11 protein-coding genes are annotated in these 13,801 nt (G+C 41.6%); 10 read left to right on the top strand and 1 reads right to left on the bottom strand.

Annotation, left to right across the window (positions count from 1 at the left end; translation table 11 throughout):
• Positions 1-110: 110 nt before the first annotated feature.
• Positions 111-434: a hypothetical protein gene (locus BWX39_RS01595; protein WP_028905610.1), complete on the bottom strand. Its 324-nt coding sequence runs from the start codon at positions 432-434 to the stop codon at positions 111-113.
• 534 nt (positions 435-968) lie between these two features.
• Between BWX39_RS01595 and BWX39_RS01600 the strand changes: the two genes are divergently transcribed.
• The 10 genes from BWX39_RS01600 to BWX39_RS01640 all read left to right on the top strand — a co-directional run bounded on the left by BWX39_RS01600 (position 969) and on the right by BWX39_RS01640 (position 13,752).
• Entirely contained in the window at positions 969-1,460 is a 492-nt protein-coding gene (locus BWX39_RS01600; protein ID WP_244271489.1) for an agmatine deiminase family protein, read from the top strand.
• A 700-nt stretch (positions 1,461-2,160) separates the two neighbouring features.
• Complete coding sequence (locus tag BWX39_RS01605; RefSeq protein WP_036860572.1) at positions 2,161-3,624, top strand: site-specific integrase; 1,464 nt, start codon at positions 2,161-2,163, stop codon at positions 3,622-3,624.
• A gap of 22 nt (positions 3,625-3,646) precedes the next feature.
• Complete coding sequence (locus BWX39_RS01610; protein WP_147285766.1) at positions 3,647-4,240, top strand: hypothetical protein; 594 nt, start codon at positions 3,647-3,649, stop codon at positions 4,238-4,240.
• Between the two features lie 74 nt (positions 4,241-4,314).
• Positions 4,315-5,214, top strand: coding sequence for an IS982 family transposase (locus tag BWX39_RS01615; RefSeq protein WP_076123173.1), 900 nt, complete (start codon positions 4,315-4,317; stop codon positions 5,212-5,214).
• Between the two features lie 34 nt (positions 5,215-5,248).
• The gene (locus tag BWX39_RS12325) at positions 5,249-5,968 is read left to right on the top strand and encodes a hypothetical protein (RefSeq protein ID WP_244271490.1); all 720 of its coding nucleotides are present in this window, start codon (positions 5,249-5,251) and stop codon (positions 5,966-5,968) included.
• 154 nt (positions 5,969-6,122) lie between these two features.
• Positions 6,123-7,376 (top strand): ATP-binding protein, encoded by a 1,254-nt coding sequence (locus BWX39_RS01625; RefSeq protein ID WP_028906081.1) that lies wholly within the window; start codon positions 6,123-6,125, stop codon positions 7,374-7,376.
• A gap of 98 nt (positions 7,377-7,474) precedes the next feature.
• Positions 7,475-8,680 (top strand): ComEC/Rec2 family competence protein, encoded by a 1,206-nt coding sequence (locus tag BWX39_RS01630; protein WP_028910953.1) that lies wholly within the window; start codon positions 7,475-7,477, stop codon positions 8,678-8,680.
• Complete coding sequence (locus BWX39_RS01635; RefSeq protein WP_028906079.1) at positions 8,664-12,671, top strand: serine protease; 4,008 nt, start codon at positions 8,664-8,666, stop codon at positions 12,669-12,671. The genes BWX39_RS01630 and BWX39_RS01635 overlap by 17 nt, the downstream gene beginning before the upstream one ends.
• Positions 12,672-12,725: 54 nt before the next feature.
• Positions 12,726-12,905: a hypothetical protein gene (locus BWX39_RS12085; RefSeq protein WP_036860785.1), complete on the top strand. Its 180-nt coding sequence runs from the start codon at positions 12,726-12,728 to the stop codon at positions 12,903-12,905.
• A 67-nt stretch (positions 12,906-12,972) separates the two neighbouring features.
• Positions 12,973-13,752: a hypothetical protein gene (locus BWX39_RS01640; RefSeq protein ID WP_028906078.1), complete on the top strand. Its 780-nt coding sequence runs from the start codon at positions 12,973-12,975 to the stop codon at positions 13,750-13,752.
• Positions 13,753-13,801 lie beyond the last annotated feature (49 nt).

Consider the following 13,801-nt stretch of genomic DNA (forward strand, 5'->3'; position numbering starts at 1 on the left):
GCCTCACAGGCATATACAACGATGTGCAAAAAGGCACTATGACAATACAGCAAAGCCTACAAACACAACGTGTTGCAAGCATAAAAAGCGTTCTAAAAACTATTTAGAAACTAAGCAAAAAAGGGAGGAGCGTGTGCGTTTACCGATTCTACCGACCTGTAAACTATAATGGGTTCTAACGCTTGAGGCTTGTGAAAGAGGGTGCAAACCGTTATCGGAACAAAGCTGAACAGTTTCACTGCATCGGCTTTGTGCATCGTAAAGTCGCAGACAAAACAAGATGCGCCTACCTCCGCATTGTTCGTGGTAGCCAGTTTCTCTATGTGAACCTCTTCGTTGTGGTGGAAGTGCAAATCTTTTATAGCAAGTACAGTCGTGAACGTTATCAATAACATCCACGCCATAAGCATTTTCGAAAGATTTGTTCTTCTCATTTAAGTTCTGTTTGCGTTCTCTAAGGGTGATTTTGGTATGCGTAATCCTCTCTGTCCGTAGGGATTTTATGCCCCGAAACATTCATCTTAATGCCTGTTTATTGCATCAGATACTTTGCAAAAGTATAGAAAATACTGGAAACAACCCAAGCAACTCTGTCTTGTTTATATCTTTTTAACGCTACATACACGTATCTGTTATAAAAATTAACCCATTCAGAAAACACCCATATATATAAGGTGTAAAACCTAAAAATAGCGGTAAAATGACAGAAAACACCTATTAATGAAACATTTTCAGCAAATAATTGCAAAAAAGTTAGGTGGTTATTGGAATATTTGTACCTTTGCATCGATTCTATTACTATAACAATTTAATAAAAAATATCACACAAATACTATATGGAGAACTTGGAAGCAATAAAGGTTTCGGGGGAGAGAGTGTCTTCTGAACATCTGAATGCAAATAAAGTTTACTTCGCAACAGAAGTTTTAAACGATAGTAACGTAATGCCAATTTACAACAAATTGTGCATGGTACTTGACATATACGATGTTAAGCACGAAATCGTTGAAGACCCTACAACGCATACTTGTAAGGTTTTGAAACCTTCTTGGCTTGCCAATAACGGAAAGATGGCAGACCACGTGGAATGTCTTGTGCGCTACATTGGCAACAAACGCGTGCTGATGACCAACTGTGCAGAGTACAATGCAGAAGTGGCAGCAACCTTGAAAGAGAAGTTAGAAGCCGACGGCTACGAGGTTGTGGAACTCAGCTATTCGTCTTGCGCAGGTGTCCGCGATGCCAAAGATATGAGCTGGGCATACATCAACTACATTCAAACATCGAAAGTAGTAATCGTACCTATGCAGCGTGCAAAGGAAGACAAGGAAGCTTTGCGCCAAATAAAGGCTTGCTTCCCCGACTTGGCAGTAGTGGGCGTCTATGCAAAGCCCTTCTTCAGCGACGAGGGCGAGTTTATCTGTTACAGTAAGAGCATTAAAGAAAACGCAATATCGTAACATCAATTGAACGTTAAAACAAAGAAATAAAAGAGGCTGTGTCGCAATATCGCAACACAGCCTTAATTGTTTATCCCCCCTCAAGTATCATAAAGAAACAAGAGAGATAACACTTCGGCAAAGGTTTATTAGGCGAATAGTTTTCTCTTTCTTGCTAAAGGTGAATATTTTGTTATCATTGCTCTTTGTTTTGTTTATTATTGGCAGTAGCAAGTCATTCGGAGATAGTGATATAACGAAACCCTTGCTGAAGAGAAAGAGCCTTTTACGAGCAATCTTACTTTTAAGTAAAGATGAATTCGATATAAGAAATTACATTAACATAGTCTAATTGTCTCAAAAAAGTTACCTGAAGGGCACTATAAAAGGAAAAGAGTTGCATAGATTTTGCAACTCTTTTCCTTTTATAGTGGACCAGCTAGGGCTTGAACCAGGGACCTCCAGATTATGAGTAAGACAGATTGATGTTTTGTGATTTTTAATATAAACTTTATTGCTGATTAGCAAATAGTTACTATCTTTGTGCCAGTTTATGATACTCTGTAAAACCCCGTATCAAAACGTCTCTGTTTTCCCTTTGTTTTCCCGATAATCATCGGAAAATATGGGATTTTGGAAGAAAATGAGGGTACTTGTTTTCCCATTGTTTTCCCAAAATAGAGAAAAATGTGAAGTTGAAACCTCCAGACTATTGGCAGAAATGGCAAAGAAATTAGAAACAACTTATAAGAGCGCAAGATTCGGAATTTGCACCTATGCGCTCATCCTTGACAAGCGTCATCCGAAGAAAGACAGAAACACGTTTCCTGTCGCAATGCGCTACACCATAGACAGAAAGTCATGGTACAACTTTGTGGCTGGCGAGTTTACGAAAGAGGATTTTTCAAAGATATGTACGCTCAGTGCCAAGGCGGTTCGTTCAGAACTCTATGACAAGAAGGTGGAATTTGATGCCATCTTTGAGAGGCAAGTAGAGCTTATTGAGCGTCTGGGAAATAGTCTGACGCTCGATAGAATTAAGACTGCCATAACGGGTGTAGACACATCCAAGGAAGCTTCCTTCTTTAGCGTATGGCAGGATAGGATTAATTTCTTTAGGACCAACAACAATGGGGAGCAATACACCACTGCTGAGTCATACGAGTGTGCCATGAAGTCATTTCAAAAGATTCTCTGGGACAGGCCAATTACAGGCTTTAAGGTAGGGAAGGAGGATATTGAATACTGGAGCAACGGAATGCAGAATGGTGTATTGAACGAGAAAGGTGAGATGATCGGTCAAATAAGAGAGGCAACAAGAGGTCTTTATCTCCGAAACTGTCGTGCCGTCTGGAATGAATGCGTATCGCTGGGCTATCTTACTAATCAAGAATATCCATTTTCTAATGTCAAGAAAAAGAAGCTCGTAGCGATACCTGTCGGCGACACAAGGAAGAACCACTACCTAAATGTCCAGCAGATGACAGAACTGTATCGGGTGTTTATAGATAAACGCTATCCTGACACATGGAAGAAAGGTTATGTTGAAAATGCCCATTATTCATTGGGATTGTTCCTTGCCCAATACCTGTGTAACGGTTTCAATATGGCCGATGCAGCCGAACTTAAGTATTCGAAATTCTATTTCGACTCGGGCAGGAAAGCATTCAAGTTCAAACGGGTGAAGACCAGAAATCGCACAGAAGGGGGCGGTGAAATAATAATCCCCATCATAGAACCATTACAGAAAATTCTTGATGAGATTGCCGCAGAACCAGTTCTAAATGGCTTCGTATTCCCTGACATTCTTCAGGGTGCTACGCATAAGGCTATTAAGCGCAAACGAATCTCTCAGGAGAACTCAAATGTGCAAGACCGCGTCATCAAAATCTCTCAGGATGTATTAAATTGGGAGGTTCGCCCATCGGGAACATGGTGCAGGCATTCTTACGGAACAAATCTAACCCATGCCCAAGTAGAGGACAGGTATATTTCACAGAGTATGGGACATTCGACAGACAAGACCATTACAGAAAGATACATTGCTCAATATCCGTTGGAAACAATGTTCGAGTTTAATAGCAAATTGTTGGATATGGAGCCAAAAGTAACAGTGGAGGACATCAAGAACATGACGGAGGAGCAGAAAACAGAGATGCTTCTTAAACTCTTGGAAAAGAAGTAGAACATAGCAAAGGAGAACGGATATGAGACCTTTTGAGGATTCCCAGAAGAATGCCATGAGAGAAGCCATGGAACGTGTGTTTTCGTGGAAGCAGGAGCATACAGAAGAATACTCGCGCTTCTCCCCGGATATGATGAAGGTGGAGCGCAACGACTTCAGTTGTCTTGAACGTATTTTCAAGATGGCTGTTGGCTTTGTGCCAGCCTCCGTGCTTATCGAATGCCAGAAGTTGTTCGCTTCCAATTCGGAAGTTGTCTTGTCTGCCGACGAAAAAGCAGCTGCCGCCACTCGTGTTGTCGATGAACTGATGAAGCTGAAAGGCTATTTGCGCTTCGGGGTATATACGGAAACCATAGGTAAAAAGAGTGATGCCAACCTTGCGCAAACTACAGAGCGAGGAGAGCAGTTCTTGATTAGGGAATTCAGTCTAGCAGACGAAGACCAGAGCGAGAAAGACGACGAGCATATTTACATCCCCTTCGTGACCGCTCAGGAGTTTTGGGATTCATTGCCTTCCTTTATTCAGATGGCGGTATTCACTCTAGGCAAAGGACATTCTGCCGATGAAATGGCTACTCTATCAAAACGTGAGTTCGATATAAGAAAGTTGTTTTAAAAGTTGTAGGAGTGGAATATTTTTTGTACCTTTATACTTGTAAACCAAAGAGTTACAAACAAATACCCACTCCTATGACTGATACAAATTTAATAGAAATATTCTGTATATTCGACGATTTTTGCAAGTATTTTACTCCAGAGTTGAAAAAACATACGCTTCAGGTACCCGGCAAGCGGCACCGTAACCGTGTTTCCCGTATGTCAGACAGTGAAATCATGACCATTCTGGTCCTGTTCCACACTCACCGCTTCCGAGACCTCAAGTCCTTCTACTTAGGCTATATCTGCCAGCATATGCGTGGAGACTTCCCACATCGGATTTCCTACAACCGCTTCGTCGAGCGACAAGCACAGGTCGCACTGCACCTGTTGCTGTTTCTCCAGACATGTGCACTGGGCAAGTGTTCAGGCATATCCATCATTGATTCCACACCACTGGCTTCCTGCCACATCAAGCGTGAGCGGCAGCACAGGACCATGAGGGGCTGGGCGGCAAAGGGAAAGTGCACCATGGGCTGGTTCTACGGCTTCAAGCTACATCTTGTCATCAATGACAAGGGAGAGATTATCCAGTGGAAGCTCACGCCAGGAAACGTAGATGACAGGGAGCCACTGAAGGACAAACGCTTCACCGAGAGGTTGTTTGGGAAACTCTTCGCAGACAGGGGGTATATCAGTCAGAACCTCTTTGAGATGCTCTTTGTGGACAATATACATTTAGTGACAAAGATAAAGAAGAACATGAAGAACTCCCTGATGAGCCTGTATGATAAGTTGTTGCTCAGAAAGCGTTCTGTGATAGAGACGGTGAACGATGAACTGAAGAATGTATGTCAGATAGAACACACCAGACATCGCTCTTTTGATAACTTTGCAACAAATCTGATAGCAGGACTCATTGCATACAATCTGTTGCCAAAGAAGCCAGAAATGAACATAGAAATAATTGATAAAAGCAGAATAATTGCATAGAGCTTATATCGAACTCACGTTATCAAAGAGAATCATGCTCTCTGCCATCCAAGCGTTGCCAGAGATGTTCATCAAAGTTCGCAATCAGATAATGGCAGGTAGCAATTCCTTATTGATGTGTACGTTGTACTATGTCTGCTATGACCACGGACTGCCCAAAAGTGCGATGGCACTTAGCAAGGTTAGCCTTGGCACCAAACAGACTTCGTATATTCGTGAAAGCGTCAAAGCCATCGTTGAAAGCCTTGTTGAGACCAGTATCACGAAGGGACTCGACAAGAAAACAGAGTGGACCAAGCAGTCCAAGGGTGTTGAAGATTCAGAGTTGCGCCAAGCGATAAAGACCACCCTTGCCAATACGCAAGGCAAGCATGGCCGCAGAACCATCCTGCAAGAAGAACGGAGCCTTGATGACATTCTCATTGCAGATGACGAGCAAGCTTTGAAGGAAGCGATAATGACTGCACTCAATGATATGGAACACGAATATGAGACAGCCTACATCAAGGCGGCACTCATCCGATCCAATCATCTTAGTTCTGACATATCCTTTGCGGTATTCCTACGTGCCATTTGTTCTTTCGCTGACAAGGAATACAAATACGACCCAGCCCAGAGGGTTGATTCCTTCATTATGTATGAGAAGAAGAATTTTGAGGCTTCCAAGAGTTCAAAGTGGCAACGTGGAAGAAGGATTGTATCGTATTTGACAGAAGTGTTTAGGGCAATGCCAAATACAATAGACAAACCCTAGCAAAAGTATAGGTTATGGGAAATAATGATTCGTGATAAAAAAGTGCAAAAAGATTATAAAAAACTAAAGGTTATTAATTTCGTTTTATAGAAAATACCTAACTTTGTAAACCAAACTTTATAAGAATATATACTTCTTATTAAATGTAATTTATATGAGTATTAGTAAAGATGTCATCAAACAGTGCCTGATTAGTAAGCAGCGCGAAGTGGATGAGGCGGTACTTGTGAACCGTCCTACAGACTTTGAAGAGAATGGCAATTATGTGATAGTTGGCGTGAGGCATGCGGGTAAGTCGTATCTGCTGTATCAGCGCGTGCGTCAGCTGCAGGAGGAAGGAAAGGGATGGGACGAGATTCTGTTTGTGGACTTTGAGGATGAGCGTCTGGCGGAATTCCAGACGGAAGACTTTAACAGTCTGCTGGAAGCCCATCTGGAACTGTATGGTAAGAAGCCGGTGGTGTTTTTGGACGAGGTGCAGAACATTCCGCATTGGGATAAGTTCGTGCGTAGGTTGACTGATGCGAAATACAGGGTGTATGTGACAGGTAGCAATGCGAAGATGCTGAGCAAGGAGGTGGCGACTACGTTGGGCGGACGGTTCTTTATCTACGATGCGTACCCATATTCATTCAAAGAGTATCTGGCAGCGCAGCAGGTGGAACTGAGGGAGCATTGGGAGTATGACACGATTCAGAGAAGTGAGGTGAAGCGGCATCTGAATGAGTATTTCTATTACGGCGGTCTGCCAGAGATCCTGTCGTTTCAGAACAAGCGGGCTATGCTTTCAAGCTTGTACCAGAAGATCTACCTAGGTGACATCTGCGCCCGAAATAACATTAAAAACGACAGAGTGCTGAACATCTTGATCAAGAAAATGGCAGAAAGCGTGAAGCAACCACTGTCGTATAACAGGCTGAAGAACGTGATAGTGGCAACGGGGTCGCCCATCAGTGTGCCTACTACGATAGACTATGCGGATTATGCCGCTGATAGTTGGCTAATATTGCCCATGGAGAATGAGATTGGGAAGCTGACGGAGAAGGAGACACAGAAGAAATACTACTTCGTTGATAACGGTTTACTGAACCTGTTCCTGATGAACTCAGAGACATCGCTACTGGAGAACATGGTGGCGGTGGAGCTATTCAGACGATACGGCAAGGAGAATGTGTATTATCTGAATGCTGACAAGGAGATAGACTTCATAGTACCTGACGAGAAGCTAGCCATACAGGTGTCCTACAGCATCAAGGATGAGACCACTTACAACAGGGAGGTGCCACCACTGGTCAAGTATGCCAAAGCGCACGAGGACTGGAAGTGCCTGCTGATTACTTACGATGAGGAGGGCACGGAAAAGGAAATACCCGTGGTACCGGTGTGGAAGTGGCTGATGAAGGTGTGATGAATAAGTGGAGGATGAAGGAAGATAAGCAGGATATGTTTCAGAAACTATTGGAGCTAATGGAATAATGCAGGCATGTAAATCAGTATGTATAGGCTATGAGAGCAATAATAAAAACATTTGAATCAGGAGCAGGCGACTGTATCTTTCTCGTAATGAAAGATGAGACGGATGGCAGCCGTTTTCATATTATGATGGACTGCAATGTATTGACAGATGAGATAAAAGCTTATATACGTGATGAACTTTACAAACATATAGATGTACTCATAGTTACTCATATTGACAGTGACCATGCTAATGGTATAACCAAGCTAATGCGTACCCCTGATTTTGCAGAGATGCAAATAGGGATGATTCTGTTCAATGGGTTTCAGCCGCAAACGGAACAATCTCAGCTATTGCCATCCGAAACTATAGCAAAACTAAAAGCAGTGACTGAATTATTGCCACCGACGGTAGATGAAGCATTGCAAAAAACGAATGGAATGGATGCGGCATGTTTAATCACTGAGTTGAATAAGCATCCACGATGGAAAGTCGTATGGAGACAAGCTCCGATATTGGCAGGGGAAACGATACCGCTTGGTAATGATGAAAAATGGGGAAGACTGAGAGTGCTGTCTCCAACACAAGATGTGATGGACAATTTGCTACACGATGTAAAATTGGAATATGCCAAAAGATTAGGTTCTGCACCTCCAAATGAGGATTTCTTGGATCAGGATAAATACTACGAATTGATGCTGCGACTATCAGAATTACGTAAAAGGCCTTCTTTGTCAAGAAAAGTCAATGCTGCAGCCATCACTAAAGAAACGCTGATTAATAACGCAAAAACAAATGCAGAAGAAAATAGTGTTACCAATGCTAATAAAGCTTCACTCGCTTTCTGTTGGGAAGGTGGTGAAGAGCTGAAACGCATTCTTCTGATGGGAGATGCCGTATCATCACAAGTCGTGAATGAATTAAATGATATCGATGATGACAGAATATGGTTTGAAGCTGTGAAGGTGTCACACCACGGGAGCAAGCATAATACTAGTATAGAACTAAATGCTAAAGTTGATTCGGCTCACTACTTCTTTACAGGCGGAAAAGATAATGAGGGGCCAGATGTTGAAACTGTTGCAAAAATAGTTATGAAACCGCTGGCTGAGGGAATAGTACAACGGGAGATTCATTATAACCATGAGAAAGGAATCAACCTTTGGAAAGAACTGAATAAAGAAAATGCAATACAATTGCTTAATAATCATCATACACAGTTGAATACAGACAATACATATGAATTTGAATATTGACAATTACGGAGACAAGGGTGTAGTTCCCGTATTTTGTGGAAGCTATGTAAGTGGCACAGCTTTCTTTGTAACGCCAACACACCTGTTAACAGCAGGCCATGTAATAGCTGAGTATATTTTAGACAAAGAGGCAATGGTTGCAGTGGTTGTGGAAGAGGAGTACAAGGTTTGCCGCGTACTTGTACATCAAGCCAACCCTGATGTCGCTATTTTGGAATGTGTTGACTATATATGCCCTAATGAGTATGTACTGCCATTACTAGCCAGTAAGTTTAAAGAGAGTATTGATTTGTTGATAGTCGGGTATCCGAGAGAACTGGGAAACGGCGTGGATTATTTCGGGGTGACTGTAAAAAATAGTCGGGAGAAAGCAGACCTTAAAGGGGGCTTTGACCGAATGGTTGTAAGAACTGACAGTTTTGGCTTCAATAGCTATGAAGGTTTTTCTGGGTCGCCAGTGATTAATGACTTCGGAATGGTTGTAGGTATAGAAACAGACCAACTCTACTATTCGTTAGGCTATCTTTCCATCGCAGCCATTAAAGAACTGGTTGAAAAGGAAACAGAAATCAGAATAGAGGAGAATAACGATTTATATGATAACACCCCGTATGGTCTGAGAAGGAGTTATAACCACATACGAGAGCACACTGCCGACATGCTCAAAACACGTTATAATGACAAGGTTCATGTAGAAAATGAGGAAGTAGAAAAGACAATACAGCGATTTTGCGGCTATGGATTTGAAGAGGAACGGGTTGAAATACATGATGAGTATAAGGCTTGGTATGATAAAATGGCTGGTGTCAGACTATCATATATTGATAGTATCACTCAACTTGTAAACTATTTACAAGATGGAATTATCACAGATGGGGTCAAAGGCGAAATGGAGAAGCTATTTAATTTGAGGGATAGCGAAAAGAAACTCCATGCTGACCACAGTAAGGAGTTGCGATCCATTTATAAAAAGATATATACATGGCTTCGTAATAAGAGGTTATACGAAGAAAGACAATTTATGCACGTTAGTGGTACTGCTGGGTGCGGAAAGTCTCATTTGCTTTATAGGGAGGCTCTTGAAATAAGTAATTGCCAACGGATATATATGCTATTAGGTTCGGAATTTTCATCCTTGGAAGATCCAGAGAATACTATAGCACGTGTTATGGGGTGGAAAAGTAGTGATCCGCTTAAAGAACTGAATGATGAACTTGCACATGAAGAAGGGAAAACTGCAACTATCATTATTGATGCTCTGAATGAAGGGGCGGGTACTCACTTTTGGATGGAGCAATTACCAATTCTAAAGAACAAGATTTCCCGTTACAGTCATCTGAAGATGATAGTATCGCTTAGGACGCTTTCGAAAGAAGACCAACTCAACGATATCCTGAGAGACGATTGGCATTCTTTGAGGGTAGAAGGTTTTAAGAACCGCAAAAAGGCAATCGGGAATTATTTCGAGGCATACGAGATTATGACGAACGAAGCACCATATACAAAAATAGCGGAATTCACCAATCCGTTATTTCTGAGAATGTTTTGTGAAACTTACTATAGTCAGACACAAGAAGAACGAGAGAAGGTATTAAGGCTTCCCATCTATAAGCGATATTTAGAAAAGCGTAACTACGAAATATCTGACGGCGTGGATGAAGATGTAAAACGGGATATAACCAGCAAGTATATATTGTGGGTTGCACAACGCTCACTTGAACAGTTCCAATGTGATGACTTGCCAAGGCAATTGGCTTATAAGCGTTCTTATAAACTTTGTCCTTTCAGGACGTGGAAAAATAGCCTATTGAGAAACTGTCTAGAAGCCAATCTGCTTCGTGAATATACTACTGAAAAAGATGACTTTGTAGATTTTGAGTTCGATTCGATGGGTGACTACTTGAAAGCAGAACGTCTGCTGAGCCGTAATTGTGATGACGGCGACCGCTTTAAGACACTCGTTAGAATATACGATAAAATGGATGCTGATTATAGTTCGAATCAAAATTGGCAGAAGAAACTTAATTTTGTAAAAGCCTTTCTGAGTGTATGGAACCCACCTGCAGCTATATGGCAAAAACCTGAGTTCATGAAAGGAAAACTGACGAGTCTATTGTTAAGCAGTATGCCTTTACGTAATCAGCGAGATGAAGAGAATACACTTACTTCGGATATTATAGGGAGTATCCTTCAAAACAATCCTGACTATATCCAACCCGAACTTATATTGCAGAACATTGAACTGTACAGTACGGGGCTGATGGATAAAGTACATGCTAAGTTGATGGATATGACTATGTCTGTGCGCGACTTGGCATGGACAACCAATGTGAACGGATTGTTCGATGGAGCGTATTATCAGGATCTTTTAGAACCTCTACAACTTACCTTGCAGCACGAAATAGAAACGTTGCTGACGGTTGAAATATGGATGCTGAGCACAAGTTTCCCTTATTTAAGGGCTTATATGATGAGGAAAGTGAAAGAACTATTATCAGAGCATGCAGACAAAACAAACGAAATGATAGTCAAGTTCCATGCTGTGAATGACCCGTATATCCTATCAGGCCTATATACCGCGGTTTATGGTGTAATTGTCAGCGTTGACAAAGCTGATTTCAGCAGAGGTGTTGCAGAACAAATTTTATCTTACCATTACGGAGAAGCAGGAAAAGCGCCACAAGACTTGATGGTTAGGCATTGGACACTTAAGATTCTAGAGTTGGCTAATCATCAAGACCCTACAATAGATGCATGGAATAAAGCTCAACCGCCTTATAATGTAACTGAAGATATTTTTGCAGAGATGCCCGAAGATGACTACGAGGCTGATGGATATTTTGGTGAAACATATGGTGGAAAACAGATTACCCGTTCGCTGTTTCATTGGGACTTCAGCCGTTACATTATCGGAACAAACAGTAACAACGTATCCAGAATCTTCTTCCGCGACGGAAAAGGCGTGAGCTTGAGGAAAATTGAGTATGCAATAGCTTATTTGATAAAGCATAAGTTTGGATGGAATGATGAGTTGGGAAAATATGATTCAGATGTGCCATATCAAACTCGCGCAGAGAACTCTGTAGAGCGTATAGGAAAGAAATACCAGTGGATAGGTCTGTATAGGGTCTATGCCTATCTGTGCGATACTTGTCAGATAAATATTAACCTCTGGTCTGCACGAGAACGATTTGCAGAAAAGAACTACCCTTGGTATGCCAGAGAGCATGATTACTACGATCCTACGCTCACGGATAAGGATTTGACTTTGGAGAAGTCACACCAACTGTTTGATGTGTTACGACCAGCATCGACGATGAAGCAAATTGCCAAAGAATGGTTGCAAGATGAGCGCCAGATGCCTCCATTGTATTTTAGCTTGAAAGATCACGATGGAAAAGAGTGGATTGTTTTACAAGCCTATAGTACCATTAAGGAAGAGAAGGGTGATGATAAACGTGAGCAATTTGTGTTATACAATGGAGCGTTTGCAAATAAAAATAATTTTGAGAAGCTGAGATCTTGGGCTTCGAACGCGAATTTCTATGGACGTTGGATGCCAGAGCATAGTGGTAGCATTGATTACAGATGGAATGAATATCCATGGGCAGATAGTTATTTGCAATTAGGGGACGAGGACGACGAAATCTTTGATGAAGGTGGCGGAGAAATGAAATTGGCTTACGAAGCCCAACTACAGGAGGATTATAAAGGGATTGATGATGATCATCGATTTATGAGTACGGCATACATGCCATGCAGAGATATGATGGAAATGTTTGGCTGGCATACAGCTGAACGCGGTATTATTCGCGATGCACATGGCAAAATTGTAGCAATCAATCGAAATATACCAGGTGATCCTCTGCATGCGTTGTTGGTATTACGAAGCAAACTGGATGAATATATGGAGGCTAAAGGTTTGGTGTTGTTCTGGAGTCTGGTAGGAGAGAAGCAATATGGCAACCATCCTCATGCGTTAATAGCATGACTGACAGGAGCTGCTGCTTATAGGACGGGTGAGGAAATAGACGAGATACAACCATTGAGGAATGAACCACCAGCACCGCCAAGAGAACGTGTGAAGCTAGAGAAGAAAGATTTTCCATCAATATCAGAAGAATTACTCGATCAGATGAATGAAATGGACGAAAATGAGCTGATGAAGATGATGAGTGAGGGCGTGTCGAAAAAAAGGAAAAAAGATAATAAAGATACTGAATAAGAATTGCAAATTCAAGTAAAAGAGGGGTGTTATAAACTTCTTGTATTAAATAGTTGCACGAGATATAATGATGGTGACTGAGATAAAACAACTGTTTGCTGAAGAGTTAACCTTGTTGAAGAAGATTCAAAAGTACGGGAAAGAACAGCCACAGGGTAAACAGGAACGGGTTGAGAAGGTTAAGCTACTCCTGTTATACCGTATCTACTCAAATCTGTATTCATCACTGCTGTTAACTGCGCAAGTCTTGAAAACTGGAAAAATTTCATTTTTTCAGTTACCGATAGGATTGTTGTTGCGTTGTTGCTTTACCGATTGTTTGTTCACCCTATACATACAGCGTGCTGGCAAGAAACGAGCTTACGAGGAACTTAATCTGAGAACAATAGAGTATGCCAACTCTATGTTGGAGCGCAAAGAGGTATACAGAGATCAAGTGAAAAGTACGGGAAAGATACTTGATGATGTCTTTATAGACCATTTGTGGGAGTTGACAATGGAAGATAGTTTCTTGGAACAGCTGACATTTGACGATAATCTGGAAGAGTTGACGGTAATAAAGCAATCGAAACAACAATTGAAATATGAAGGTTTTTCGAGGGTAAAGAGTGTTATGACCAAAGATGTTGTGATCTTCTTGTCTAGGATTCCTGAGATTGAAAAGGTGGCAACACGATTGTTTCACTATTACAAGTATTTCTCGCAATATGAACACTTCTCGGAGAACGGACAAGGGGATGTGCTCGCGTCATCGAAAAAGGACGGTAATGATAATATCCATTTACCTTCGGCCATCCGAGCATTGAGCGATGGGGTGGAGATTGTGATGAATAATCATGGCAAATAACGAATGAAAAGCGGTGTACAAATGGAAAAAGTAAAGGAAGCGATAGATT

The sequence above is a fragment of the Prevotella intermedia ATCC 25611 = DSM 20706 genome (assembly GCF_001953955.1).
Lineage (GTDB): Bacteria > Bacteroidota > Bacteroidia > Bacteroidales > Bacteroidaceae > Prevotella > Prevotella intermedia.